Raw genomic sequence first — 26,292 nt, forward strand, 5'->3', positions numbered from 1 at the left:
TCAATCCACCCGGCTCAGTCCGCCTCTACCCGGTTGGCACACACCCGCCCAGCCGCGAAATCCTGCAGGTTCCCCAGCGTGATCGCCGAGATCTCCTGCAGCGCCTCCACGGTGAAGAAGCCCTGGTGGCCGGTCACCAGCACGTTGGGGAAGGTCATCAGGCGCTGGAAGGCCTCGTCGTCGATGATCTCGCCGGACAGGTCCTGGAAGAACAGCGCGCTTTCCTGCTCGTACACGTCGATGGCCAGGTGGCCGAGTCGCCGCGACTTCAGCCCACGGATCACTGCATGGGTATCCACCAATCCGCCGCGCGAGGTGTTGACCAGCATCGCGCCCGGCTTCATCCGCGCCAGCGAGGCGTCATTGATCAGGTGCTGGGTATCGGGCGTCAGCGGGCAGTGCAGCGAGACGATGTCAGCGCGCGCCAGCAGTTCATCCAGCGCCACCATCTCGCCGATACCCGCGAAGGCCGGCGACGGGTACGGGTCGTGCCCCAGCACCGTGCAGCCCATACCCTTGAAGATGCGCGCGGTGGCCAGGCCGATCTTGCCGGTGCCGACGATGCCGACCGTGCGTCCATGCAGGGTGCGCCCGAGCAGGCCATCGAGCATGAAGTTGCCTTCGCGCACCCGGTTGTAGGCGCGATGGGTCTGCCGGTTGAGGGTCATCACCAGCGCCAGCGCGTGCTCGGCCACGGCCTCGGGCGAATACGCAGGCACCCGGGCGACGAACAGGTCCAGCGCTTTCGCAGCGGCCAGGTCCACATTGTTGAAGCCCGCACAGCGCAACAGCACGGCACGCACACCCAACGCGTGCAGCGCGCGCAGCACCTGCGCATCCAGCCGATCGTTGACGAACACGCAGACCGCGGCGCAGTCCTGTGCCAGCGCTGCGGTATGCACATCCAGCGCGGCATCGAAGTAGACGAACGTGTAACCCTGCCCCGCCGCCTCACGCAGGTTGGCTTCGTCCAGGAAGCGACGGTCGTAGGGTCGGGCGCTGAAGACGGCGATCTGCATGGAAGAACCTGGATTGAATGCCATGCCGACCATACCGCAGCCACGCATCCGTGGGGATGGCACCGGCGATGCGAACATCGCCGGTGCCCTGTGCCACTCAGAACTTGTAACCCAGCCCCAGCATCACGCCGTTCTGGATCTGCCCGTCACGACGCTCGCCCACGTAGTCGGCCATGATCGACAGGCGTTCGCTGGCGCGGCTGGTCACGCCCAGGTTCCAGGCCAGCACCTGCTCGCCCACGGCCTGGCTGCTTGCCCCGAACACCAGATCCGGTGCTGCGGCGAAGCCGGTGCTGTAGCGCGCCTGCGAGTCGCCCAGTTCCTTCTGCCAGACCACGCGGGCACGCGGGGTAATGCGCTCGCCGTTGTTGCCTTCGAAGGTCCTGAACAGCTGCAGGCCGGCGCCCACGCGGATGCTCTCCAGGCTGCCGCTGCGACCGACCAGTGCACCCGCGCCCTGCCCTTCATTGAAGCGCGTGGCCGAGGTACGCGCGTAGTCCACCACCGGCAACAGCGGCTGGATCACCAGGCCCTTGCCCGTGGTGAATGAGAACGCGTGCTCCACCCGCGCGGAGATCGCATCGTTGCTGTACTTGGCACGCAGCGGCTGCTGCAGGCCATCGATACCGCTGACGCTGCGGCGGGTGTCGTGACGCAGGTCTGTGTAGCGCACCGCCGCCGAGAGATAGCCGCGCGAATAGGTCGCGTCCAGGTAGCCGCCCACGTCCAGCGCGCGCACGTCACCACTGAAGTCGGAGCCGTCGCGGCCCTTGGTCGACATATCCGCCGCTGCCACGCTGACGCCCAGGGTGACGCGGTCATCGGCAACGCGGGTATCGGCGCCGACGACGATGCCGCCGATGTTATGGCTCAAGCCTGCCACGCCACCGTCGGCATCGATGCGGCCGTGGCTGGCGAAACCGCGCGCCCACAGGCCGTGGTTGCGACCAAAGCCACTGCCTTCACCGCCACCCGCCGCCGGCTCGACCAGATGCATGGCCAGTTGGTTGAACAGGCTGCCGTGGCGCATGCCCGGCTGCGCCGACACCGATTGCGCGGCCTGCGAGGCCAGGCCGTCGGCATCACCGCCACTGCGCATCGCGGCCTGGTGCTGCTGCACCACGTTGCCGATGCTGCCCACCAATGCGTTGTCGGCCAGGCGCAGGGTCGCGTGCGCGTCACCGCGCAGGGCACCGGCCTGCTGTGCGATTACATCACGGTCGGCGAACTGCAGGGCGCCGAGCAGCGACTGCAGGCCACCATCCCTGCGATCGGAAGCAGTCTCCAGCGCGCGGCCCAAGCCATCGCCGGAAGTGCCGTTGGTGAACAGGCCCAGCTGGTCGAAACCCGGGTTGGCGGTCAGCCACAGGCCGTCAGCGGCCTGCTTCACGTTGAAACTCAGCAGCGAGTTGTGGCGCGGGCGGAACACTTCGCCGCCGGTGATGCTGGCGCTGTAGCCGGTGTCACCCAGGCGCACGACCTCTTCGAAGCCGCCCTGGTAGATCGGGCCCTGCACCAGGTCACGGCGGAAGTCCTGGCCGTAGTAACCCTGCGCCACGTTCAGTTCGAGGAAGGCCCCTTTGGAGATCACCAGCGCGCCGTCGGTCTGCTTGCTGTCGAAGAAACTGCCTACACGCAGGCGGCCACTGCCAGCCCCGCCGTTTTCGGTCACATCGAACAGCACCTTCCCGCCCGGCATGATGTTGACGTAGCCATGGGTGACCAGATCGCCGCCGCGCGGCATCAGGGTCCCGTACACGCGCAGGCGATTGAAGCCATCCTCGCGCCAGGACGGGCGGGTACCGCTGGCCAACGCACTGAGATCCATAGCGGTGCCGGCCACGTCACCATTGCCGACCAGCATGCCTGCGGCCATTACCCGCACCTCCGAAGCGCGCAGGGCGCCGCCTTCCAGCGCGATGGTGCCGTTGTCGACCAGCATGAAGTCGGCACCGGTGGTCGCGGAGGTCCGCCATGTCGCGCCGTTGGTCACGCGGATCACGCCCATGGAGTTGTCCAGCGTGGACACATCCAGGTCACCCAGGCGCAGCTTCGACAGCAGCAGGGCCTTGTAGTACGGATCGTTCTGGTAGTCCTGTACCGAGTTCGCGCCGATGCCCTGCGGACCATTGCTGGACGCGTTGTAGATGCTCTGCGCCAGGTTGATGTAGCTGGACTGCCAGTTGGTGTTCCAGCGCGCGAAGTCATCATCGACGAAGGTCTGCAGCTGGCGACCGGTGCGCAGGTAGCCCGGGTTGATGTCGCCGCTCACGTTGGCCGTGACATTCAACGTATCGCCCGGATCGCGGTAGCCCTTGGCGGTGATGACCCTGTTGCTGTAGATGTCCTGGCCCGGGAACGACTCCAGCTTGCTGCCGCTGCCATCAGGATCGAAAGTGACCGAGGCACCCGTGGTGCGCGCCGGATCGCGGAACACCAGCAGGCCGTTGGGCTGCACGACTTCATACATGGCCTTGTGCAGCAGCCCGGCATCGATGCCACCGCCGTAGTTGCCGGTATAGATCTGGGTCATCCGCGGCGACGGCGTGTAGATCACCTTGCCGCTGTTGCTGGCCGCGTGGATCTGTACCGAATCGACGATCGGCAGATCACCGGCCAGATAGCGTTCGACGCCACCGGACTGCATGATCGAGCAGGACGAAATGCAGTGGCCGGACACGATGGTGTTCAGGCCGGACGTGCGGATCACGCCCTGCAGCCACTCGCCGGCGATCAGCGCGCCACCATTGGAGGTGCGCAGCACCACTTCGCGGATCGGCCGGCCCTCGGCCTGTGCCTTGGCCAGCAACGCGGGCAACGACACCACATCGGCGTAGGTCACCCCGCCGCTCAGGAAGATGCGATCCCCCTGCACGTGATAACTCATTGCCATGACGTCATCAGCCGCCGCGATGGCGCCAACGGCGATCAGCCCGGCCAGGGCCAGGCTCAACTTCGAATGCTTCATACGTTCTCTCTCTCCACCCGCAACACGCGGGTAAGGAGTCAAACGGCAAAGCGCCGGAATCTCCCCCAGCCCGGTCGGCCGGAAAAAATGAATGCATTCACAATGAGAGAGGGGCACCACACACTCTTCCCCATCCGGTCATCGTCGCGTAAAACTCGAAGGCGCACCCGCCAACGTCAGCCGAGGCCAGCCCTGTCCGTTCCGTCCCCCCTGATCCACCACGCGCCGGAGCCACCCGCGCCTGCGGACGCCTTCATCGCGTTCGTACGCGAGGAACGCGCGCCACTGTGCGCGTTCCTGCGCACACGGGGCGTCGGGCCGGAGGATGCAGAGGACATCGCGCAGGACTGCATGGAGCGGCTGATCCGCTATCGCGCGCACGGCACCGACGAACTGCGCCTGCTGCTGTATCGTATCGCGCGCAATCGCCTGGCCGATCGCGGCCGATCGCCGCAGTCGCGACCGCACCTGTCACTGGCCGAGCATGATGGTCACGACGAGCCCACCAGCCCGTCGCCGGACCCCTTGCGCCAGGCAGAGTCCGGGCAGATGTTGTCCCTGCTGCGGCAGGCCCTTTTCAAATTGCCCGAGCGCGCGCGCGAGGTGTACCTGCTCAACCGGATCACCGGCATGAGCTATACGCAGATCGCGCGGCACTGTGGAATTACAGCCAAGACCGTGGAAAAACACATCGCCCGCGCCCTGCAGGGCCTGCGCCAGGAGTTGGGACCGGATCCGCTGCACAACGACGGGGATACCGAATGAACAGCCACCGGCACACGGAAGACGCCTCGCTGTTCGCACGCGCCAGCGCCTGGGTGGCGCGGCTGGAGGCCCCGGACTGCACCCCTGCCGAACGCGAGTCGTTCGAAGACTGGCTGGCTGAAGACCCTGCCCATGTCAAAGCCTGGGCGCAGGCCGAAGATCTTTTCCAGCAGGGCCAGGGCCTGGCTGCGGACCCATGGCTGCGGACGGCTGCGGCGCGTGCGGCACGGCCTGCCCGACGCCGCTGGCTGCCTGCCGCGGCCGCGGCCGCTGGTATCTGCCTGGCCATCGGCGTGGGCTGGATGGTAGCGGTGGATGGCAACCCAGCCCCGCAGCGCTTTGCCAATGACACGCATCAGGCGCAGCGGCTGACCCTGCCCGATGGCAGCGTAGCCATGCTCGATGCCGGCACGACGCTGCACGCACGCTTTGGCTGGCGCCACCGCGAGCTGGACCTCGAACGCGGCCGCCTGCAGTTGCAGGTCGCGCCATCGAACAAAGCACTGCAGCTGCGCGCCGGCACCAGCACCATCCGCGATATCGGCACCACCTTCCAGGTCGAGCGCCTGCACGACGGCCTGGTCGAGGTCGCGCTGCTGGAGGGTGCGGTGGAAGTCAGCAACGGCGCCGCCCAGCACACCCTGGCCCCTGGCCAGCAACTGCAGGTACTCCCCTCCGGGCGCATCCAGCCCGGTCCAGCGCTGTCCTCCACGGCAGCCGCCGAGGGCTGGCTGCATGGGCAGCTGATCTTCGATGCCACCCCGCTGTCGATCGTGGTCGAACGCATGAACCGCTATGGCCATGCACCGCTGGTGATCGCCGACCCGGAGATCACCGATCTGGCAGTCAGCGGCACGTTCCGCGCAGGCGACGCACAGGAGTTGCTGTCCGCGCTGGAACTTGGCTGGTCCATTGCTGGCCAGACGCGCCCGGATGGCGCGCTGGAACTGCGCCGCACGTACTGAGGAGGCCTGCGGTGATGGCAGGACCAGGCGCGCTGCAGTGGGGGCTGCTCCGCCCCCTGCTGTGCCTGGCGCTGCTGGTCGCCGCGCCGCCTGCCGCCCTCGCAGGCGATCCGGCTGCCACCCACGACTACCGCATCAACGCTGGCCCGTTGCCCTCGGCATTGCAGCAATGGGCACGGCAAAGCGGCATCGCTCTGGTGTTCGATGCCCGGGAACTGGCGGGGCTCCATGCCAACGACACCCATGGCCGGGCCGATCCAGCATCGGCCCTGAAACAGCTGGTCGCCGGCATGCCGGTGACCATCCTTCGAACACCGTCCGGTGGCTTCGTGGTCCGCCGCATCCGCGTCGCGCCCGCCGTCGCGCCGCCGGTTCCGGCAACGGTGACGCCGCGCCCGCGCATGCCCCCGCAGTCGCCCCCCCAGGTGGACCTGGCGCCGATCCATGTCACCGGCAGCCGGTTGCCGCGCACCTCCGTGCAGACCACCCTGCCGGTGACCACGATCGATCGCGCAGACATCCTGCGCAGTGGCTACGGCAGCCTGTTCGACCTGCTGCGACACCTGCCCGGCATGAACGGGCTGCCAGCGATGAGCAGCGCACGCAGTGGCGATTCGCAGTACCTGCCTGTCGGTGCAGCCGCCACCACCAGCCTGGATGGCATGGGACCGCGCGCCACCCTGTTCCTGGTCAATGGCCGGCGCCTGCCCCGTTATCCGATGGTGTCCCTGGAACAGGGCGGGCTCACCGACCTGGGCGGCATTCCACTCAGCTTTGTCGAACGCATCGAACTGGTGCGCGGCGGTGCTTCGGCCATCTACGGTGCCGATGCCATGTCCGGCGTGGTCAACATCATCCTCCGCGACCAGGCCGACGGCCCGGAGGCAACGCTGCAGACCGGTCTGAGCAGTCGTGGCGACGCCGGCCAGTACCGCGTGCAGGCCGCCACCGGAGGCCTGCGCGGGAGCGGCGACCGCTGGTTCGCAGGCATCGACCTGCATCGCGTCGATCACCTGGCGGGGGACCAGCGTGACTGGCACGCCGAGACGTCGCAGTACCTGATCGGCGCCTTCCGCGATGGCGACTACTGGCCCGCTACGCGCTGCGACGGACCATTGAAACGACGCAATGGCGCCTGCTGGTTCGACAGTTCGCGCCCTCGTTCGCTTCAACCGGCCTCCGATACCGCCTCGGCCTATCTGCGCTACCGGCATGAGCGTGGCCAGGGACGCTACGTCTATGCCGAAGCCCGCGCCAGCCACAACCGGCAGCGTTTTGACCTGGGCCCGACCGCCGTCGCCCTCGGCCTGTACGGCTACACCTTCAACAGTGTCCTGCGCGAAGCCGGCAATGTGCGTCCCCAGGTCCGTGCCACCGACGCCGATCTCACCCTGGGCATCGGCCGGGACCAGGGCAGCCACAGCTGGGACGCCGGCATCAGCGCGCAGCGCAGCGACGTCACCCTGGCCACGCCGGGCACCGTGCGCGCCGAACGGTTCATCGAGGCGGCGCAGTCGCTCAGGTTCCTGCCAGGCTTCGATGCATTGCCCGCCGATGAAGCCACCTCGCTGTTCCCATCGATCCGCAACCGTGGACTTACCGAGCAGTGGCAGGGCTGGTGGGGCATACAACGCGCATTGATGCCGATGCGGGGCGGCAATGCGCAGCTGGCTACCGGCATCGATCTGCGCCATGAACGCTGGACGTCGCACCCGGACACCCTGCTGAGCCAGGGCGATCTGGCACTGGGGCTGCCGCAGCAGCAGCGGCGCCTGTCGCGGCAGAGTGGCGGTGCGTATGCGGAACTGGGCCTGCCGCTCACGTCGGAACTGCGCATGGACCTGGCCGCGCGCTGGGACTACGACGGCGACTACACGGCATTCTCGCCCCGTGCCGGCCTGCGCTGGACGCCAACACCGCACTGGTCGTTCCTGCTGGCCAGCGGCCGCGGCTATCGCGCGCCCAGCCTGTTCGAACAGCGCCGCCCGCCAGGACAGTTCGGCACCCTTACCCTGCCCGTCTCAAGCGCACTGCCACCTTGTGCACAGAGCGAGCCGGACGGCCGCTGCGTGGTCACTGCGGATGTGGAGGAGAACAACGCGCTCAAGGCCGAGAGCTCACGCAGCCATTCGCTGGCGGCGACCTGGTCACCCAGCGATGCGTTCTCGCTTTCGCTGACCCACAACATCGTCGAGCTGCGCAACGAGATCCTCGCGCTGCAGCCGGCCGATGCCGTGTGGAACCGTGACACCTGGCAGTTGGATGAGAATGGCAACCTGAGCAGCCTCCGCCTGTCGTTCGACAATATCGGCCGCACCACTTCCCGCAACTGGGTGCTGCGTGGCGAATACCGGATCGACACCGGCAGCACCGGCCAGTGGTTGTTCTCGCTGGACGCGCTGAAGCAGCAGGAGCTGCGCCGCCGTCGGGACCACGAGCCGGCGATCGACCTGCGCGGGCATGTCACGCCCGAGATGGCGGCGGTCCTCAACGTGCAATGGCAGAACAGCAACTGGGACATCGCCCTGCGCGGCAACCAGGTGGGCCGCACCCGCGCATGGCTGCCCGGCGCCGAGTGCCCGCAGCGGCAGATCGAACAGAACCACTGCATGAATCCGCGCCAGCTGCGCTGGAACCTGCACCTGGCGCGCCGCCTGGGCATACGCGTCATCGCGGCGCTGGACGTGCACAACGTGCTTGATGCGCAACCGGTGAACTACCTGGTCGGCAATGGCGGGCAGATGCCGGGGCTGGACGATCCACTGGGTCGCTACTACCTGCTTACCCTGCAGTTCCGCTGAGCGTAGTACGCTACGCGGCCTGTTCCACCGGTCTGCCACCTTCCCCATGAAAGCCTATCTCTGGTTCTGGGGCGCGTTCCTGCTGTTCTTCGCGTTGCCCTTCCCCTGCATCCTCTATTTCGGAACCTCCTGGCCGGTGGCGCTGGCTGATCGCAGCGCGCCATGGCTGTCCCTGCTGCTGCTTGTGCTGTCGCTGGCTGCATGGCTCTCTCTGCTGTTCGCGTTCCTGCATTTCCTGCTGCTCGGCCCACCGCGCGCCCTGCATCGCGTCCGCTCGATCCTCGCCGATGGCGAACCGCGCGATGCGCTGATCGAACACGCTGAACAGACCGGCGTACAGGTGCGTGGCTTCGCGCAATGGAAACTGCAGCTGTCCTTCAAGAACCTGTCCGGCACGCCGATCCGCGAACAGCTGCTGGTGGTCGACAGCAAGCCGCAACTGCAGCGCTTCGGCGTCGGCAGGCACGTCGATGCACGCCTGAGCCGGGTGCCGGGCGCGTTCCCGAACGTGGTACTGGACGGTGCCCAGCCCGAACTGGATGTCGCCAGCCTGTGGCGGCGAAGCATCGGCGCAGCGCTCGGCATCGTCCTGGTAGCCGCTGCCTATGTGGCGGCCTACCGGCTGCAGAGCGAGGGCCTTGGCTGGACCTTCCTGTCCTTCGGCCACCCGCTGCTGGTGTGCCCGCTGGTGCTGTGTGGGTACATGTTGGGGCTGCGCCTGCTTGGCCGCCTGCTGCAGGCTGATGCGCGCGGCGAGGCGTTGAAGTACCGCGGCATCGGCGTGGAGGCCAGGGTGCTGAAGGTGCGTCAGACCGGCACCTACCTCAACGAACAGCCGCAGGTGGAGTTCCAGCTGGAGTACACCGATCGCGACGGCCGCGTACAGCAGGTGAGCGTGCGCCGCTTCATCCCGCTGATCGATCTAGCCAACATCCCGCACGAAAACGTGACCCTGCTGTACGACCCGGATGACCGTGGCAACGTGCGCCTGGAGGGCGTATGAAACAGCCGCCCTCTACCCGCGCCGTGTTCCTCGTACTGCTGCTGGTTCTGGCGGGCGTGGCCGTTGCCGGCGGCGCCCTGCAGACCATCAGCGAAACGCTGGGGCATTCGGTACAGCCGGACCGGTTGCCACTCTCCGTCTCGTCACAGTCGCCGCGCGAACAACCTGTATCGCTTGTGCCGTCCCCGGCCGCCTTCCCCGCGGCGAGTACCGCTGCGGCACCCGAGCGCAACAATCGCCTGTTCGATGCGGACTACCTGCAGGCTGCGCGCCAGGCACTGGGGCAGCTGCCGGCACTGGCCGGCCAGAGGCTGACGGTCTTCCATAGCATCCACTTCTATGATGATGGCCGCATCAACCTCGATCTGGTCGACCCGCAACAGCCGGGCCACGTCGACAGCTACCACTTCGAACGTGGCCAGTGGCGCAAGGGCAATCCGGTGAACCCGCAGCAGTTCGCGCCGACCATCAGCCTGCAGCGCAGCAGCACACCCCTGGCCAGCATCGATTTCGAGGCCGTGCCGCGCGTGGCGCAGGCACTGCAGGAACAACGCAACGCGCTGCAGAACCCCGCATCCGAAGTCGGCCACGTCTACGTGATCGTGCGCAAAGGCGGCAAGCTGGTGTGGCTGCCGGATGACGTCGCCGGTGACCGCGAATCCGTGCGCCTGCAGTTCGATGCGCAGGGCACCCTGCGCGGCGTGAACCGCCGATAGGCCACACAAAAAGGGGACGGAGGGGATTAAGTCGTACGTGCCTTGGTGCGGATTGCGACTTAATCCCCTCCGTCCCCTTTTTCTATTTCACCGAGCGGGCGATGGCGTACTGCGCAGCGTAGTACGTGGACAGCACCAGCACGCTGGCCAGCGGCAGACCGCCGGCGAAGCGGTCCCAGGCCAGCAGTGAATCGCTGGCGACGAACAGCAGCGCACCGGCGGCAGCCCAGCGCGCGCTGTCGGCTTCCACGGCAGCGGGCTGTGGCCGGCGCCACTGGCGTGCCAGTGCCAGCACCGCCATCGAGGCCAGCACCACCACATACGCCAGCACCGGAATGCGCATCGGTGCGGGCAAGTGCGGCCACAGGCCAAGTACGTTGAGCACGGCAAACGTCGCCAGCAGGACGCTGGCCGCCAACAGCCCACGCCCCGCACGCAGGCCGTCGTGGAAGGCCACGATGTAGCAGAGGTGGGCCAGCAGGAACGCGACCAGGCCCGGCACGAACGCATCCATCGGCAGCATCAACGCGATGTCACCCACGCACGACAGCAGCATGCCGGCCAGCACCGCGCGTCGATAGAACGGCTGCGCGGGATCATGCACGCGCCAGACGATGGCAGCGATCAGCAGCATGGTGGTCGGCTTGGCCAGCCAATGCAGCCAGCGCCCGTCACCGTGCAGGAAGGCACCGATGATGGCCAGGATCGCCATCAGCAGGATCACGCCATCGCGGGCGCGCGGCTTCATCGCGCCTTCCACAATTCTGCGAGGCGGTCAGGCTTGCCGGCGATACGCTCCAGCACCGGGTACTGCAGGCCACCGTGGTAGGCGATGCTCATCGTTTCGATGCGGTCGAACTGCTTCACCAGCAGCACGATCGGCGCCTTGTCCTTCGCTGCCGCAGCCACCGCGTCCTTCAAGCGCTGGCTGCTGTACTCACGGCCGCCAACCGCGATCACCTTCATGCCCGGTGCAAGACCGGCGTTGAACGCCGGGCTGTCCCAGATCACATCGCCGACCGTACCGCTGTCGAGCACGGTCGCGCCCAGCGAATAGGCCAGCAATGCCGCCTTGGCGCGTTTTTCCTGCGCCTTGTAGGCGTCGTTCGGGGTATCGCGGTAAACCAGCTTCCAGCCCGCCAGCTCCAGGCCGCCGGTCAACGAACCGTGGCCGTCCAGGCGCCCGCGCAGGAACATCGCCCAGTCGTACGGCGCGATGCCGTTCAAGGTCGCGACCACATCATCGAAGGTGTACGGGTTGACGTCCCAGTCGCCATTGCCGACGCCGAAGAACGCACGCGCGAAGTCGTCCAGGCTGCGGCGGTTGCCGCTCAGTTCGCGCAGCTTGCCCTCCACTTCCAGCCACAGCATCTGGCCGCCGGAGTAGTAGTCCTCGCTCATCTGGTAGTTGCGGTAGGGCAGCGTGCGGCGCTGGGCGATGGTCGGATCGTTGGTGGTGTCCTGCAGCGGCCGCCAGGCCAGGCCCGGTCGGCCACGGTCGTAGGTCGCGGCCACATTGGCCAGCATGTCGCGCGCCTGCGCGGTCGACCACAGCCCCGAACGCGCCGCCAGCACCTGGCCCCAGAACTGGGTCTGGCCCTCGTACACCCACAGCAGGCTGTCGCCCATCGGCACGTTGAAGTTGGCGGTGGCCAGGTCGGCGCCGCGACGGTACTTGCCATTCCAGGAATGGGTGTACTCGTGCGGCAGCAGATCGCGCATCCACGCGTTGCTGTCCCACTCGGTGAAGTAGCCCGGATCGGCGCTGTTCTCGCTGGAACGGTGATGCTCCAGGCCGATGCCACCGAGGCGGTCGGTCAATGCCAGCAGGAACTCATAGTGGTTGTAGTGGCGCGCACCGTAAAGCTTGTCGGCCTGCTGCACCAGCGCGCGATGCATGGTGATCTGTGCCTCGCTCGGCTTCAGCGACTTGGCGTCGTCGGCAAACACATTGAGGTGCACCGGCACCTTCGCGCCCGGATCGAGATCGATGCGCTGGTAGTGCTCGCCGGCGAACAACGGCGAATCGACCAGATGGTCATACGAGATCGGCTTGAACACCACGGTGTCACCGTCGCGCCGCGCGGTTTCCAGCGCGGTTGCGAACGACCAGCCCTTGGGCAGGGTCACGCTGGCCTGCGCCTGCAGGTTGCGCGCATCGACGCCGGCCGGATACAGCGAATTGGCGTTCCACTGCAGGTTGAGCATTTCCGGGGTCATCACCACCCGGCCCTGGCTGCCGCCCTGCGAGGACAGGAAGTCGAAGTGGGCGACAATCTCGCTCACGCCCTCGGGCACGTTCACCTTGAACGCATAGACGTTGAACTGGTCACGCTGCCAGGCCAGCGGTTTGCCGTTGGCGGTCACGCGCAGGCCGGCCAACTTGTCGATCGGGCCGGTGGGCGAATGGTTGCCGGGAATCCACTGCGGGTACAGCAGGGTCATCGGGCCGGGCTTGGCCGGCACCGTAGCGGTCACCTTGAAGATGCGCCGGGCCAGATCGCGCGCGTCGACATCGATGCGCAGCAGGCCGGGGGCCACCGCGTTCGCCGGTGGCGAGGTCTGCGCCAGTGCAGGCGTGGCCGCCAGCGCGAACAGCAACGACATCGCCAAGGCTCGGGTCTTCATCGGGCAGGTTCCAACAGCGGAGAATCTTCCGATGCTAGGCCTGTAACGTGCCCTGCCCCATGGCCAAAGGTCATGGGCGGGCCGCCCATCCTTGCGTGCGAAAAAGCGTGCGAACCAAGGTTCGCACCCACCTTGTGCCGGCTCGCACCTACCTTGTGCTGGTTCGCACCCACCTTGTGCTGGTTCGCACCCACCGTGTGCAGGTTCGCACCCGCCAGAGCAGTTCCAGTAGATCCACGCCATGCGTGGATGAGGCGCTTCCCGGTCAGTCGACCAGGCGCAGGCGCAGTTCCTTCGGCAGCGCGAACACCATCGATTCCGGTTCGCCGTCCAGCTCGCCCACGCCGGTGGCGCCCAGTTCGGCCAGGCGCGCCAGCACGCCATCGACCAGCACCTGCGGTGCAGAGGCGCCGGCGGTCACGCCGATGTGCTGCTTGCCTGCCACCCATGCCGGGTCGATCTCGTGCGCGCCGTCGATCAGGTACGACTCCACGCCCTCACGGCGGGCCAGCTCGCTCAAGCGGTTGGAGTTGGAGCTGTTCGGCGAACCGACCACCAGCACCAGGTCGCAGCGCTTGGCCAGATCGCGCACGGCATCCTGGCGGTTCTGCGTGGCGTAGCAAATGTCGTCGTTCTTCGGGCCCTGCATCGCCGGGAAACGCTCGCGCAGCGCATCGATGATGCCGCGCGTGTCATCCACCGACAGCGTGGTCTGGGTGGTGTAGGCGAAGTTTTCCGGCTGGTTGATCTGCAGCGTGGCAACCTGCTCCACGTCTTCCACCAGGTAGATCTGGCCGGTGCCGGCTTCGCGGTTCCACTGGCCCATGGTGCCTTCCACTTCCGGGTGACCGGCGTGGCCGATCAGCACCACGTCACGGCCGGCACGGCAGTGGCGGGCGACTTCGAAGTGGACCTTGGTCACCAGCGGGCAGGTGGCGTCGAACACCTTCAGGCCACGGCGCTCGGCTTCCTGGCGCACGGCCTGGGACACGCCATGGGCGCTGAAGATCACCGTGTTGTTGTCCGGCACTTCGTCGAGTTCCTCGACGAAGATCGCCCCGCGCTGCTTCAGGTCGTCGACCACGAAGCGGTTGTGCACCACTTCATGGCGAACGTAGATGGGCGCGCCCAGCGTTTCGATCGCGCGCTTGACGATCTCGATCGCACGATCGACACCGGCACAGAAACCACGCGGGTTGGCGAGCAGCACATCCATCAGTTCAATCTCCCGGCAGCGGCCGGCTTACGGTTTCGGATTGGCATTATCCGCCTTTTTGGCGGACTTGCCGTCGAACAGGCCAAACAGGGCGATGCCGATGGCACCCACCACGATGGCCGAGTCGGCGATGTTGAACGAGGGCCAGGTGTAGCTGCCCACGTACCACTGGATGAAATCGACCACATGGCCGTGCACCTGGCGGTCGATCACGTTGCCGATGGCGCCGCCGATGATGAGCGCATACGGCACCGCAGCCTTCCAGTTGCCGCGCGCGGTGCCGCGCAGCCACCACGCCATCAGGCCGCTGATGGCGATCGCCAGCGCGGTGAAGAAGTACTTCTGCCAGCCACCGGCGTCGCTCAGGAAACTGAACGCGGCGCCGGTGTTGTAGGTGCGGTACCAGTTCCAGAAGCCGTCGATGACCACCACCGGCTGGAACTCCGGCAGGCTCGACAGCACCCAGGCCTTGGACCACTGGTCCAGGCCGATGATGGCGGCCGACAGCAGCAGCCAGACCAGGGCGTTCGGATGCGGACGGGGCGCGGCCATCAGAACCAGCTCCGCACTTCGCCGGCGCCGGTCACGTTGCTCACGCAACGGCCGCACAGTTCCGGATGATCGGCGTTGCTGCCGACGTCGGCGCGGTGGTGCCAGCAGCGCACGCACTTGGCCTTGGTGGTCGGCTGGGCGCTGACGAACACCTCGTCGGTGGTCGCCGGGCGCACCTGCACGTCGCCACTGATGAACAGGAAGCGCAGTTCATCGGCCAGCGGCTGCCACTTCGCGGCCTGCTCCTCCTTGGCGGCAATGGTGATCTCCGCTTCCAGCGCGGCACCGATGGCGCCGTTGGCACGCATCGGCTCGAGCACCTTGGCCACCTGCTCGCGCACAGCCAGCAACTGGTCGAAGTCGGTGGCGTTGAGCTGGGCATCGGCCGGCAGCGGCGCCAGGCCGTCGTACCAGGTGGTGAACAGCACGTGGCCGGCGTGTTCGCCCGGCAGGTAGCCCCACAGCTCGTCGGCGGTGAAGGTCAGGATCGGCGCAACCCAGCGGGTGAACGCTTCGGCGATGTGGTACATCGCGCTCTGTGCCGAACGGCGACCGTGCGAATCGGTCGGCATCGTGTACAGGCGGTCCTTGGTCACGTCCAGGTACAGCGAGCCCAGGTCCACGCTGCAGAAGTTCAGCAGCAACTGCACTATCTCGGCCATGTTGTAGCCGTCGTAGGCCGCCTTGATCTTCTCCTGCAGCTCCCACGCGCGATGCACGATCCAGCGGTCCAGCGCGACCATCTGGTCGAGCGGACGCAGGTGCTGGGCCGGATCGAAACCGTCCAGGTTGCCGAGCAGGAAGCGTGCGGTGTTGCGCAGGCGGCGGTAGGCATCGGCGTTGCGCTTGAGGATCTCCTGCGACAGCGACATCTCGTTGCTGTAGTCGGCCGAGGCGATCCACAGGCGCAGGATGTCCGCGCCCAGCTTGTTCATGATGTCCTGCGGCTCGATGCCGTTGCCCAGCGACTTGGACATCTTGCGGCCCTGCTCGTCCACGGTGAAGCCGTGGGTCAGGCACTGCTTGTACGGCGCGCGCTTGTCGATCGCCACGCCGGTCAGCAGCGAGGACTGGAACCAGCCGCGATGCTGGTCGGAACCTTCCAGGTACAGGTCGGCCGGCTTGCCGAAGCCACGCGCGGCAAGCACGCCCTCATGGGTCACGCCCGAGTCGAACCAGACGTCGAGGATGTCGGTGACCTTCTCGTAGTCGGCCGCTTCGGCGCCCAGCAGTTCGGCGGCATCCAGCGAGTACCACACGTCGATGCCCTCGGCTTCGACACGGTCGGCGACCTGCTGCATCAGCTCCACCGAGCGCGGGTGGATCTCGCCGGTCTGGCGATGGGTGAACAGTGCGATCGGCACGCCCCAGGTGCGCTGGCGCGAGATCGTCCAGTCCGGGCGACCGTCGACCATGCTCTGGATGCGCGCCTTGCCCCAGCTCGGGAACCAGCCGACGGTGTCGATGGCGGCCAGCGCATCGTTGCGCAGGTTGGCCTTGTCCATCGAGATGAACCACTGCGGGGTGGCGCGGAACACCACCGGCTTCTTGTGACGCCAGCAGTGCGGGTAGCTGTGGCGGATCGGATGGAAGGCCAGCAGCGCACCGTTGTCACGCAGCACGCCGACGATTGCCTCCTGCGCCTGCCATAGATGTTGGCCAGCCAGCACCACGTCACCGGCCGGCGGGGTCGATTCCAGGTATACGCCACGGCCGTCGATCGGGGTGATCTGGCCGGCGTTGTACTTGTCCAGCAGGCCGTACTTCTGGCTGACCACGAAGTCTTCCTGGCCGTGGCCGGGGGCGGTGTGCACCGCACCGGTACCGTCCTCGTCGGACACATGGTCGCCGTTGAGCACCAGGATCTCGCGTTCCGGGTAGAACGGATGCGCCAGCAGCTGGTTTTCCAGCGCCGCACCGGTGATTTCACCGTGCAGCACCACCTCGTCCACGCCATAGCGCTGCAGCGCGCGCTCGGCCAGGGCCGCGGCCAGCACCAGCCAACGGCGCTTGCCGTTGTGGGCCGGGCCTTCGGCCAGCACATAGTTGATCTCCGCACCCAGCGACACCGCCAGCGAGGCCGGCAGCGTCCACGGGGTGGTGGTCCAGATCGGCACCGCCACCTCGACGTCAGCCGGCACGCTCACGCCGAACGCCTGGCCGATGGCCTGCGCGTCACGCGCGGCGTAGGCCACGTCGATCGCCGGCGATTCCTTTTCGTGGTACTCGATTTCCGCCTCGGCCAGCGCCGAACCGCAGTCGAAGCACCAGTACACCGGCTTGGCGCCGCGCACCAGGTGACCGTTGGCCACGATCTTGGCCAGCGCACGGATCTCGTTGGCTTCGAAGTCGAAGCTCAGGGTCTTGTACGGGTTGTCCCAGTCACCGGTCACGCCCAGGCGCTTGAAGTCCACGCGCTGGATGTTGATCTGCTCTTCGGCGAACTCGCGGCACTTCTGGCGGAATTCGACGGCGTCGAGCTTCACGCCCACCTTGCCCCACTTCTTTTCCACCGCGATCTCGATCGGCAGGCCATGGCAATCCCAGCCCGGCACGTAGGGCGCATCGAAGCCGGCCAGATAGCGCGACTTGACGATGATGTCCTTCAGGATCTTGTTGACCGCGTGGCCCAGGTGGATGCGGCCGTTGGCGTACGGCGGGCCATCGTGCAGCACGAACAGCGGGCGGCCGGCGGCGTTGTCGCGCAGCTGCTGGTAGAGCCCCTGCGCTTCCCACCGCGCCAGAATGCCCGGCTCGCGCTTGGGCAGATCGCCGCGCATCGGGAATTCGGTGGCTGGCAGGTTCAGGGTGGTCTTGTAGTCCTGGCTCACGCAGTGGCTCGCAATCTATGTTCGGAAAGGATGGCGCGCGCCTGTTCGGCGTCGCGGTGCATCTGGTCGGTCAGCGCCGCCAGATCATTGAATTTCTCTTCGTCGCGCAGCTTGGCGACGAACTCCACATCGATGTGGCGCCCGTACAGGTCGCCCTGGAAATCGAACAGGTGGGCTTCCAGCAGCGGCTCCACGCCCTCCACCGTCGGGCGGGTGCCGAAGCTGGACACCGACGGCCACGGTTGGTCGAACACGCCATGCACCCAGGTCGCGTAGATGCCCGACAGCGCCGGGGTCTTGGGGAAACGCAGGTTGGCGGTGGGGAAGCCCAGCGTACGGCCGAGCTGGCGCCCGCGCACCACCCGCCCGCTGATCGCGTACGGACGCCCGAGCAGGTCACCGGCGCGAGCGAAGTCACCCTCCTGCAGCAGCTGGCGAATGCGGGTACTGGAAATGCGCTCGCCATGCAGGTCGACCGCTTCGATCTGGTCGGCGCTGAAGCCGAGCTCGGCACCGAGCTGCTGCAACAGGGCCAGATCGCCGCGACGGCGGTTGCCGAAGCAGAACTCCGGGCCGATCCAGACCTCACGCGCACTCAGGCGCTTGACCAGCAACTGGCGCACGAAGGTCTCGGCCGGCATCGCTGCCATCGCCGCGTCGAATCGCAGCAGGCCGACCGCATCGACACCGAGCTCGCGCAGGATCTCGACCTTGCTGCGCGCCAGGGTCAGCCGCGGCGGCGGTGTGCCCTGGGCGAAGAACTCACGCGGCAGCGGCTCGAACGCCACGGCCACGGCGGCCACGCCCAAGGCGCGCGCGCGGGCAACCGCATGGCGGACCAGCGCACGATGGCCCAGGTGGAGGCCGTCGAATGCACCGATACAGACCACGCTTCCGTTGGGGAACAGCTCCCCGCCCTCGACGCTTCTGAACAGCCTGCTCATCAACTCTCGTTCCGGCCCGACCGGGGCCGCCGCTTCAATGGTGTAACCCTGAAGTATAGCCGCCACAAGCCGCGATCAATGCCCACGCAGATCGCGCGGGCGGAAGCCCATCGCCAGCATGGCTACCGCGTAGGTGGCACCGCCACCGCCGACCAGCAGCGACAGGCTGCCGATCCGCTCCCACACGCTCATCGCCGAGAAGCCTGGCAGCCAGTGCAGCAGGGCCAGCAGCACACCAACCATGGCCGCACAGGCAAGCAGCAGTCGCAGCAGATAGCCGCCCCAGCCCGGCCGGCGCTGGTAGACGTCGGTCTTGCCCAGCCAGTACCACAGCAGGCCCAGGTTCAGGTAACTGGACAGTGCACTGGCAATGCCCAGCGCCAGATGCAGGCCCGGCTGCTTGCCGATGGCCGCCATCACGCCCTGCGCCTTCAGCTCGTCCGGCACCATGACCTGGTACAGCACCGCCAGCAGGGCGAAGTTGAACACCATGTTGGCCACCAGCGCGGCCACACCCGCGCGCACCGGGGTCTTGGTGTCCTGGCGTGCGTAGAACGCCGGCAACACCACTTTCAGCAGGGCGAACGCCGGCAGGCCGAAGCTCAGGCCGTACACCGACAGCGCGGTCATGCGGGTATCGAAGGCACTGAACTGGCCGTGCTGGAAGATGGTCGCGATCAGCGGTTCGGCCAGCAGCAGCAGGCCCAGCATGGCCGGCACCGAGATCAGCAGGGTCATGCGCAGGCCCCAGTCCAGCGAGCGCGAGAAGCCCTCGCGGTCGGTGCTGACGTGGTGACGGGCCAGCGCCGGCAGGATCACCGTGCCCAGCGCCACGCCGAACACGCCCAGCGGCAGCTCCAGGAAGCGGTCGGCCAGCGACAGCCAGGACTGCGAGCCATCGGTCAGCTTGGCCGCGATGACGGTGTCCAGCAGCAGGTTGATCTGCGCCACCGAGGAGCCGAACAGGGTCGGCACCATCAGCGTCATCACCTTGCGCACGCCCGGATGGCTCCAGCCCCAGCGCGGCAGGGTCAGCAGGTTGATGCCCTTCAGCGAGGGCAGCTGGAACAGCAGCTGCAGGATGCCGGCAGCCAGTACCGCCCAGCCCAGCGCCAGGATCTGTTTCTCCGGGGTGCCGCCCAGCCGCGGGGCCAGCCACAGTGCACCGGCGATCATGCACAGGTTGAGGATGACCGGGGTCAGCGCCGGCATGGCGAAGCGCTGGAAGCTGTTCAGCGCGCCGCCGGCCAGGGCGGTCAGCGACACGAACAACAGGAACGGGAAGGTCAGGCGGAACAGGTCGACCAGCAGGCCCTGCTTGACCGGATCGGTATCAACGCCACTGGAGAAGACCGAGGCCAGCTGCGGCGCAAAGATCAGCGCCAGCGCAGTGACCAGCATCAGCACCCCGCCCAGGGTGCCGGCGGTGCGGGCCATCAGTTCACGCAGCTCGGCGTGGCTGCGGGTCTCCTTCACTTCCGTGAACACGGGCACGAAAGCAGTGGCGAAAGAGCCTTCGGCGAACAAACGCCGCAGGAAATTGGGTACCCTGAAGGCGACCCAGAAAGCATCAGTGATGGCGTTGGTGCCGAACGTGGTGGTCACCACGAAGTCCCGGACAAGTCCGAGAACGCGCGAGACCATGGTCATGCTGCTGAACGACAGCAGGCCCCGCAACAACTTGGGTGAACTCACTCAGCGTCCCTCTTGACAATCGACTTGACGTGCATTTCTTACGCCATCATACTAGCTAGCTTGCTGTTCCCATAACACCGATTTTTTCAGGAAACCACCACCGTGGCCAATATCAAGTCCGCCAAGAAGCGCGCCAAGCAGACCGTCGTGCGCAACGCGCGCAACGTGGCTCAGCGCTCGATGCTGCGCACCGCTGTCAAGAAAGTGATCAAGGCGCTGGACGCCAACGATGCCGCCGGCGCCGAAGCCGCCTTCGCCGTTGCCCAGCCGATCCTGGATCGCTTCAGCGCGCGTGGCCTGATCCACAAGAACAAGGCTGCTCGCCACAAGAGCCGCCTGAACGACCGCATCAAGGCCCTCAAGGCCGCCTGATCCGGCGTTGCCGCCCTGCCCTTAGGGGCCGGGCAGCAGACAAGAACCCGGCCCCGGCCGGGTTTTTTGTTGCCTGCGGTCCGGTAGTGCCGGCCGCTGGCCGGCAACCCCGAGGAATGCCGGCCAGCGGCCGGCACTACCGGAAAATGAAAAACCCGGCCGAAGCCGGGTTTTTGCCAACGCCAGTCGACTGACAGTCGACTCTACTGCGCGTTACGGGCTTCCTGCTCTTCTTCCTTCTGGCGATCGAAGAAGGCCATGATCCGGCTCATGATCGGGAAGGTGCCTTCGCGACCCAGCGCGGAGACCAGGAACCACGGCTCCTTCCAGCCCAGCTCGGCGACGATCTGCTCGGCCGCAGCCTTCGCTTCATCCTCGAACATCAGGTCAGCCTTGTTCAGCACCAGCCAGCGCGGCTTCTGCAGCAGTTCCGGATCGTGCTTTTCCAGCTCGCGCTCGATGGCGCGCACCTGCTCGACCGGAGAAATGCCTTCCACCCCACCCTCCATCGGCGAGATGTCCACCAGGTGCAGCAGCAGGCGGGTGCGCTGCAGGTGGCGCAGGAACTGCGCACCCAGGCCGGCACCGTCGGCCGCGCCTTCGATCAGGCCCGGGATGTCGGCAATCACGAAGCTGCGGTAGTTTTCCACCTTCACCACACCCAGGTTCGGGTACAGCGTGGTGAACGGGTAATCGGCCACCTTCGGCGTCGCCGCCGAAACGGCACGGATCAGGGTGCTCTTGCCGGCGTTGGGGAAGCCCAGCAGGCCGACGTCGGCCAGCAGCTTCAGCTCCAGCTTCAGCGTGCGCTCCTCACCCGGCTCGCCCGGCAGCGCCTGGCGCGGCGAGCGGTTGGTCGAGCTCTTGAAGTGCATGTTGCCCAGGCCACCGCGGCCGCCCTTGGCCACCAGCAGGCGGTCGCCGTGCTGGGTCAGGTCGCCGATGACTTCATCGGTGGCAACGTTGATCACCACGGTGCCGACCGGCACGGTGATGGTCAGGTCTTCGCCGCCCTTGCCGTAGGCCTGGCGGCCCATGCCGTTCTCGCCACGCTGCGCCTTGAAGATGCGGTCATGGCGGAAGTCGACCAGGGTATTCAGGTTTTCGTCGGCGCGGATGTACACGCTGCCGCCCGCACCGCCGTCGCCGCCGTCCGGGCCGCCGAGCGGAATGAACTTCTCGCGACGGAAGCCAATGCAGCCGTTGCCGCCGTTGCCGGCGAACACTTCGATTTCTGCTTCGTCTACCAGTTTCATTGTTTCGATGCCTGCGATGGGCGCGGCCTGCCGGCCGTCACCTTGAATGTTATGCCTGCCGATGGCCGGCAGCCCGGCCTTGCCGGTCTTGCTTCAACTCTAACGAAAAGCCCCGCCGAAGCGGGGCTCTTCATGCAGCACCCCCATGCCGAGGCACGGGCGCCGGCGATGCCTGGATCAGGCGTCGGCCGAGACGATGCTGACGGTGCGACGCTTCTTGGCGCCCTTGACCGAGAACTCCACCTTGCCGTCCACGAGGGCGAACAGGGTGTGGTCACGACCCAGGCCAACGCCGGTGCCCGGGTGGAACTGGGTGCCGCGCTGACGCACGATGATGTTGCCGGCTTCGATGGCCTGGCCGCCGAAGATCTTGACGCCCAGGTACTTCGGGTTGGAGTCGCGACCGTTGCGCGAGGAGCCTACGCCCTTTTTATGTGCCATGACTGCTTCTCCTGATGCTTAGCCGGCGATGCCGGTGATCTCGATTTCGGTGTAGTACTGACGGTGACCCTGACGCTTCATGTGGTGCTTGCGGCGACGGAACTTGATGATCCGGACCTTGTCAGCACGACCCTGGGACAGGACCTTGGCGGTGACGGCAGCGCCCTTCAGCGCATCGCCCAGCTTCACGCCGTCGCTGTCACCCAGCATCAGGATGTTGTCAAACTTGATCTCGCTGCCGACTTCGACTTCGAGCTTTTCAATGCGGAGCTTTTCGCCCTGCGCCACGCGGTATTGCTTACCGCCGGTGACCAGTACTGCGTACATGACCAGGCCTTCCTCTGTAGTTATTGTGGTCTGAGCTGCCGCCATCGAGGGCGGACAGGAGCGGAATTGTACGCAGATCAGCGGGCGCGGGTCAAGTCAACCCCTGAACGTCGAAGGAGACGGCACCGGAAAGGGGTCAGAAGCATTTTCACGCCGTGAAAAGGGATCTGACCCCTGGATGACGGCCTGTCTCACAAGGTGAGACGCCGGGCTGGCATTGTCGCCCATTGCCCCCATCTGGTCACCTCGGTAGGCTGACCGATTGCCGTTCCCTGCTGGCCCGGCACCCAGCCAACGCCCCCACAACCGGATCCCCCATGGCGATGGATTTCATCCGCATCCGCGGCGCGCGGACGCACAACCTGAAGAACCTCGACCTCGACCTGCCCCGCGACAAGCTGATCGTGATCACCGGCCTGTCCGGCTCGGGCAAGTCCTCGCTGGCGTTCGACACCATCTATGCAGAAGGCCAGCGCCGCTATGTCGAGTCGTTGTCGGCCTATGCGCGCCAGTTCCTGAGCGTGATGGAAAAGCCGGACCTGGACCACATCGAAGGCCTGTCCCCGGCCATCTCGATCGAGCAGAAGTCGACCTCGCACAACCCGCGTTCGACCGTCGGCACGATCACCGAGATCTACGACTACCTGCGCCTGCTGTACGCCCGCGTCGGCACCCCGCGCTGCCCGGACCATGGCTACCCGCTGGAAGCGCAGACGGTCAGCCAGATGGTCGACCAGGTGCTGACGCTGGACCCGGAGCAGCGCTACATGCTGCTGGCGCCGGTCATCCGCGACCGCAAGGGCGAGCATGCGCAGGTGTTCGACCAGCTGCGTGCGCAGGGCTTCGTCCGTGTGCGCGTGGACGGCGAGCTGCATGAAATCGACGCGGTGCCGCCGCTGGCACTGCGCCAGAAGCACACCATCGAGGCGGTGATCGACCGCTTCCGCCCGCGCGAGGACATCAAGCAGCGCCTGGCCGAGAGCTTCGAGACCGCGCTGAAGCTGGGCGACGGCATGGCCTCGGTGCAGAGCCTGGACAACACCGAAACCGCGCCGACGCTGTTCTCCTCCAAGTATTCCTGCCCGGTCTGCGATTACTCGCTGCCGGAGCTGGAACCGCGCCTGTTCTCGTTCAACGCACCGATGGGCGCCTGCCCCGGCTGCGATGGCCTGGGCATGGCCGAGTTCTTCGACCCCTCGCGCGTGGTGGTGCATCCCGAACTGTCGCTGGCCGCCGGTGCGGTGCGCGGCTGGGACCGCCGCAACGCCTACTACTTCCAGCTGATCGCTTCGCTGGCCAAGCACTACCGGTTCGACGTCGACGCGGCGTGGAACTCGCTGCCGGCCAAGGTGCAGCAGGCCGTGCTGTACGGCAGCGGCGACGAAGCGATCACCTTCACCTACTTCACCGAAGCCGGTGGCCGCACCCAGCGCAAGCACCGCTTCGAGGGCATCATTCCCAACCTCGAACGCCGCTACAAGGAAACCGAGTCGCCGGCGGTGCGCGAAGAACTGTCCAAGTACATCAGCGAGCAGCCGTGCCCGGAATGCCACGGCGCGCGCCTGAACAAGGCGGCTCGCAACGTGTTCGTGGCCGACCGCCCGCTGCCGGACCTGGTGGTGCTGCCGATCGACGAGGCGCTGAAGTTCTTCAGCGAACTGAGCCTGCCGGGCTGGCGTGGCGAGATCGCCGCGAAGATCGTCAAGGAAATCGGCGAACGCCTCGGCTTCCTGGTCGATGTGGGCCTGGATTACCTGACCCTGGAGCGCAAGGCCGACACCCTGTCCGGTGGTGAGGCACAGCGCATCCGCCTGGCCAGCCAGATCGGCGCCGGCCTGGTCGGCGTGATGTACGTGCTCGACGAGCCGTCCATCGGCCTGCACCAGCGCGACAACGAACGCCTGCTCGGCACCCTCACCCGCCTGCGCGACCTGGGCAACACGGTGATCGTGGTGGAGCATGACGAGGATGCGATCCGCCTGGCCGACTACGTGCTGGACATCGGCCCGGGCGCGGGCGTGCACGGCGGCGAGATCGTCGGCCAGGGCACCCTGCAGGACATCCTGGAAGCCCCGCGCTCGCTGACCGGCCAGTACCTGTCCGGCAAGCGCGCGATCGAGATTCCGGCGCGCCGGCACAAACCGAACCCGAAGATGACCCTGCACCTGCGCGGGGCCAGCGGCAACAACCTGAAGGGCGTGGACCTGGCGATTCCGTCGGGCCTGCTGACCTGCGTGACCGGCGTGTCCGGCTCGGGCAAGTCGACCCTGATCAACGACACCCTGTTCTCGCTGGCCGCCAACGAGATCAACGGTTCCTCGCACCCGATCGCCCCGTACAAGGAGATCGATGGCCTGGACCTCTTCGACAAGGTGGTGGACATCGACCAGTCGCCGATCGGCCGCACCCCGCGTTCCAACCCGGCCACTTACACCGGCCTGTTCACTCCACTGCGCGAACTGTTCGCACAGGTGCCTGAAGCGCGCGCGCGTGGCTATTCGCCGGGCCGCTTCAGCTTCAACGTGCGCGGCGGCCGCTGCGAAGCCTGCCAGGGCGACGGCCTGATCAAGGTCGAGATGCACTTCCTGCCGGACGTGTACGTGCCGTGCGATGTCTGCCATGGCAAGCGCTACAACCGCGAAACGCTGGAGATCCTGTACAAGGGCTTCAACATCAACGACGTGCTGGAAATGACCGTCGAGGATGCGCTGAAGCTGTTCGAGCCGGTGCCGTCGATCGCGCGCAAGCTGGAAACGCTGGTCGACGTCGGCCTGAGCTACATCAAGCTGGGCCAGAGCGCGACCACGCTGTCTGGTGGTGAAGCGCAGCGCGTGAAGCTGTCCAAGGAACTGTCGCGCCGCGATACCGGCCGCACCCTGTACATCCTCGACGAGCCGACCACCGGCCTGCACTTCCACGACATCGAAGCGCTGCTGGGCGTGCTGCACAAGCTGCGCGACGAGGGCAACACGGTGGTGGTGATCGAGCACAACCTGGACGTGATCAAGACCGCCGACTGGATCGTCGATCTGGGCCCGGAAGGCGGGCATCGCGGTGGCACCATCCTGGTCACCGGCACGCCGGAAGACGTGGCGGCCTGCCCGCAGTCGTACACCGGCCAGTTCCTGGCCCGCATGCTGCCATCCACCAGCGCGCGCCCGGAACAGCCGGCCGCCGTGGCCAACAAGCCCGATGCCCGCCCGCCGCGCAAGGTGAAGCCTGAGAAGCCGGCCAAGGTGGCGAAGAAGGCGGTGGCTGCCAAGAGCACCGGCAAGGCCAGCAAGAGCACGACCAAGAAGAAGGACGCCTGATGAGCAGCGAACACAAGATCCTGGCCCGCATCCCGATCAGCGTGCGCTGGCGTGACATGGACAGCATGGGTCACGTCAACAACGCCAAGTACATTTCCTACCTGGAGGAAGCGCGCGTGCGCTGGATGCTGGGCGTGGACGGCGTATCGATGACCGACCGCATCGCACCGGTGGTGGCCGCGACCAACGTCAATTACCGGCTGCCGATCGTGTGGCCCAACGACATCGTGGTCGAACTGTTCGTCGAGCGCCTGGGCAACAGCAGCGTGACCATCGGCCACCGCATCGTCGACCAGCAGGACGATTCGAAGCTGTATTCCGATGGCAACGTGGTGGTGGTCTGGATGGATACCCAGACCGGCAAGAGCGCACCGCTGCCGGAGGCGATCCGCAGCGCTTCCACCTGACGCGCCCTGGTGGGTGCCGACCTTGGTCGGCACGCTTTGGCTGCAATGAGGTTGCCGGCCAGCGGCCGGCACGAC

Annotated in this window: 20 protein-coding genes; 8 read left to right on the top strand and 12 right to left on the bottom strand. The window is 66.7% G+C overall.

The window, feature by feature from the left end; all coding sequences use genetic code 11:
- Window positions 1-14: 14 nt before the first annotated feature.
- Window positions 15-1,019, bottom strand: coding sequence for a 2-hydroxyacid dehydrogenase (locus JLDANKMP_RS02870; protein ID WP_012479515.1), 1,005 nt, complete (start codon window positions 1,017-1,019; stop codon window positions 15-17).
- A 97-nt stretch (window positions 1,020-1,116) separates the two neighbouring features.
- Window positions 1,117-3,987, bottom strand: a complete 2,871-nt coding sequence (locus tag JLDANKMP_RS02875; RefSeq protein WP_212560482.1) for an autotransporter outer membrane beta-barrel domain-containing protein — start codon at window positions 3,985-3,987, stop codon at window positions 1,117-1,119.
- A 255-nt stretch (window positions 3,988-4,242) separates the two neighbouring features.
- Here JLDANKMP_RS02875 and JLDANKMP_RS02880 point away from each other — a divergent pair, with 255 nt between their 5' ends.
- Genes JLDANKMP_RS02880 through JLDANKMP_RS02900 form a run of 5 tightly spaced genes read left to right on the top strand, consistent with a single transcriptional unit; the run spans window position 4,243 to window position 10,237 of the window.
- Complete coding sequence (locus JLDANKMP_RS02880) at window positions 4,243-4,752, top strand: RNA polymerase sigma factor (protein ID WP_080052359.1); 510 nt, start codon at window positions 4,243-4,245, stop codon at window positions 4,750-4,752.
- Window positions 4,749-5,717 (top strand): FecR domain-containing protein, encoded by a 969-nt coding sequence (locus tag JLDANKMP_RS02885; RefSeq protein WP_212560483.1) that lies wholly within the window; start codon window positions 4,749-4,751, stop codon window positions 5,715-5,717. Before JLDANKMP_RS02880 ends, JLDANKMP_RS02885 begins: the two co-directional genes overlap by 4 nt.
- Before the next feature lie 14 nt (window positions 5,718-5,731).
- Window positions 5,732-8,518, top strand: a complete 2,787-nt coding sequence (locus JLDANKMP_RS02890) for a TonB-dependent receptor (protein ID WP_212560484.1) — start codon at window positions 5,732-5,734, stop codon at window positions 8,516-8,518.
- Between the two features lie 46 nt (window positions 8,519-8,564).
- Window positions 8,565-9,521 (top strand): hypothetical protein, encoded by a 957-nt coding sequence (locus JLDANKMP_RS02895; RefSeq protein WP_212560485.1) that lies wholly within the window; start codon window positions 8,565-8,567, stop codon window positions 9,519-9,521.
- Complete coding sequence (locus tag JLDANKMP_RS02900) at window positions 9,518-10,237, top strand: hypothetical protein (RefSeq protein ID WP_212560486.1); 720 nt, start codon at window positions 9,518-9,520, stop codon at window positions 10,235-10,237. The genes JLDANKMP_RS02895 and JLDANKMP_RS02900 overlap by 4 nt, the downstream gene beginning before the upstream one ends.
- A gap of 82 nt (window positions 10,238-10,319) precedes the next feature.
- Here the strand turns inward: JLDANKMP_RS02900 and JLDANKMP_RS02905 are convergent, their stop codons facing one another.
- The 7 genes from JLDANKMP_RS02905 to murJ form a co-directional block, all read right to left on the bottom strand.
- Window positions 10,320-10,985, bottom strand: coding sequence for a lysoplasmalogenase (locus JLDANKMP_RS02905; protein WP_212560487.1), 666 nt, complete (start codon window positions 10,983-10,985; stop codon window positions 10,320-10,322).
- Window positions 10,982-12,865, bottom strand: coding sequence for a M61 family metallopeptidase (locus tag JLDANKMP_RS02910; RefSeq protein ID WP_212560488.1), 1,884 nt, complete (start codon window positions 12,863-12,865; stop codon window positions 10,982-10,984). Before JLDANKMP_RS02910 ends, JLDANKMP_RS02905 begins: the two co-directional genes overlap by 4 nt.
- 265 nt (window positions 12,866-13,130) lie before the next feature.
- Window positions 13,131-14,081, bottom strand: coding sequence for a 4-hydroxy-3-methylbut-2-enyl diphosphate reductase (gene ispH, locus JLDANKMP_RS02915; protein ID WP_005408565.1), 951 nt, complete (start codon window positions 14,079-14,081; stop codon window positions 13,131-13,133).
- A gap of 27 nt (window positions 14,082-14,108) precedes the next feature.
- Window positions 14,109-14,633 (bottom strand): signal peptidase II, encoded by a 525-nt coding sequence (gene lspA / locus JLDANKMP_RS02920; protein WP_005408564.1) that lies wholly within the window; start codon window positions 14,631-14,633, stop codon window positions 14,109-14,111.
- A complete protein-coding gene (gene ileS, locus JLDANKMP_RS02925; protein WP_212560489.1) occupies window positions 14,633-17,464 on the bottom strand; it encodes an isoleucine--tRNA ligase in 2,832 nt (943 codons plus the stop codon). Before ileS ends, lspA begins: the two co-directional genes overlap by 1 nt.
- Window positions 17,461-18,408: a bifunctional riboflavin kinase/FAD synthetase gene (locus JLDANKMP_RS02930; protein WP_212560490.1), complete on the bottom strand. Its 948-nt coding sequence runs from the start codon at window positions 18,406-18,408 to the stop codon at window positions 17,461-17,463. The genes ileS and JLDANKMP_RS02930 overlap by 4 nt, the downstream gene beginning before the upstream one ends.
- A 75-nt stretch (window positions 18,409-18,483) precedes the next feature.
- Window positions 18,484-20,088, bottom strand: coding sequence for a murein biosynthesis integral membrane protein MurJ (gene murJ / locus JLDANKMP_RS02935; RefSeq protein ID WP_032965638.1), 1,605 nt, complete (start codon window positions 20,086-20,088; stop codon window positions 18,484-18,486).
- Between the two features lie 117 nt (window positions 20,089-20,205).
- Here murJ and rpsT point away from each other — a divergent pair, with 117 nt between their 5' ends.
- Window positions 20,206-20,475 (top strand): 30S ribosomal protein S20, encoded by a 270-nt coding sequence (gene rpsT, locus JLDANKMP_RS02940; RefSeq protein WP_005408560.1) that lies wholly within the window; start codon window positions 20,206-20,208, stop codon window positions 20,473-20,475.
- 203 nt (window positions 20,476-20,678) lie between these two features.
- Here rpsT and cgtA read toward each other — a convergent pair whose 3' ends face one another.
- From cgtA to rplU, 3 genes are all read right to left on the bottom strand, one after another.
- Entirely contained in the window at window positions 20,679-21,731 is a 1,053-nt protein-coding gene (gene cgtA / locus JLDANKMP_RS02945) for an Obg family GTPase CgtA (protein ID WP_005408559.1), read from the bottom strand.
- Window positions 21,732-21,908: 177 nt separating this feature from the next.
- Window positions 21,909-22,172 carry a 50S ribosomal protein L27 gene (gene rpmA / locus JLDANKMP_RS02950; RefSeq protein WP_005408558.1) on the bottom strand — a complete coding sequence of 88 codons (264 nt, stop codon included), beginning with the start codon at window positions 22,170-22,172 and terminating at the stop codon, window positions 21,909-21,911.
- A gap of 18 nt (window positions 22,173-22,190) precedes the next feature.
- On the bottom strand, window positions 22,191-22,499 hold the full coding sequence (gene rplU / locus JLDANKMP_RS02955; RefSeq protein WP_005408557.1) for a 50S ribosomal protein L21: 309 nt from the start codon (window positions 22,497-22,499) through the stop codon (window positions 22,191-22,193).
- Window positions 22,500-22,816: 317 nt separating this feature from the next.
- Here rplU and uvrA point away from each other — a divergent pair, with 317 nt between their 5' ends.
- Window positions 22,817-25,810, top strand: a complete 2,994-nt coding sequence (gene uvrA, locus JLDANKMP_RS02960; protein ID WP_024957497.1) for an excinuclease ABC subunit UvrA — start codon at window positions 22,817-22,819, stop codon at window positions 25,808-25,810.
- Window positions 25,810-26,217, top strand: coding sequence for a thioesterase family protein (locus JLDANKMP_RS02965; protein WP_033833359.1), 408 nt, complete (start codon window positions 25,810-25,812; stop codon window positions 26,215-26,217). Before uvrA ends, JLDANKMP_RS02965 begins: the two co-directional genes overlap by 1 nt.
- Window positions 26,218-26,292: the final 75 nt, after the last annotated feature.

The organism is Stenotrophomonas sp. PE591, from assembly GCF_018320795.1.
Classification (GTDB): Bacteria; Pseudomonadota; Gammaproteobacteria; order Xanthomonadales; family Xanthomonadaceae; genus Stenotrophomonas; species Stenotrophomonas maltophilia.

Coding starts and splice junctions, on each gene's coding strand:
- JLDANKMP_RS02870 (WP_012479515.1), bottom strand. CDS start 1,019: ATGCAGATCGCCGTCTTCAGCGCCCGACCCTACGACCGTCGCTTCCTG.
- JLDANKMP_RS02875 (WP_212560482.1), bottom strand. CDS start 3,987: ATGAAGCATTCGAAGTTGAGCCTGGCCCTGGCCGGGCTGATCGCCGTT.
- JLDANKMP_RS02885 (WP_212560483.1), top strand. CDS start 4,749: ATGAACAGCCACCGGCACACGGAAGACGCCTCGCTGTTCGCACGCGCC.
- JLDANKMP_RS02890 (WP_212560484.1), top strand. CDS start 5,732: ATGGCAGGACCAGGCGCGCTGCAGTGGGGGCTGCTCCGCCCCCTGCTG.
- JLDANKMP_RS02895 (WP_212560485.1), top strand. CDS start 8,565: ATGAAAGCCTATCTCTGGTTCTGGGGCGCGTTCCTGCTGTTCTTCGCG.
- JLDANKMP_RS02900 (WP_212560486.1), top strand. CDS start 9,518: ATGAAACAGCCGCCCTCTACCCGCGCCGTGTTCCTCGTACTGCTGCTG.
- JLDANKMP_RS02905 (WP_212560487.1), bottom strand. CDS start 10,985: ATGAAGCCGCGCGCCCGCGATGGCGTGATCCTGCTGATGGCGATCCTG.
- JLDANKMP_RS02910 (WP_212560488.1), bottom strand. CDS start 12,865: ATGAAGACCCGAGCCTTGGCGATGTCGTTGCTGTTCGCGCTGGCGGCC.
- ispH (WP_005408565.1), bottom strand. CDS start 14,081: ATGGATGTGCTGCTCGCCAACCCGCGTGGTTTCTGTGCCGGTGTCGAT.
- lspA (WP_005408564.1), bottom strand. CDS start 14,633: ATGGCCGCGCCCCGTCCGCATCCGAACGCCCTGGTCTGGCTGCTGCTG.
- JLDANKMP_RS02930 (WP_212560490.1), bottom strand. CDS start 18,408: ATGAGCAGGCTGTTCAGAAGCGTCGAGGGCGGGGAGCTGTTCCCCAAC.
- cgtA (WP_005408559.1), bottom strand. CDS start 21,731: ATGAAACTGGTAGACGAAGCAGAAATCGAAGTGTTCGCCGGCAACGGC.
- rpmA (WP_005408558.1), bottom strand. CDS start 22,172: ATGGCACATAAAAAGGGCGTAGGCTCCTCGCGCAACGGTCGCGACTCC.
- rplU (WP_005408557.1), bottom strand. CDS start 22,499: ATGTACGCAGTACTGGTCACCGGCGGTAAGCAATACCGCGTGGCGCAG.
- uvrA (WP_024957497.1), top strand. CDS start 22,817: ATGGCGATGGATTTCATCCGCATCCGCGGCGCGCGGACGCACAACCTG.
- JLDANKMP_RS02965 (WP_033833359.1), top strand. CDS start 25,810: ATGAGCAGCGAACACAAGATCCTGGCCCGCATCCCGATCAGCGTGCGC.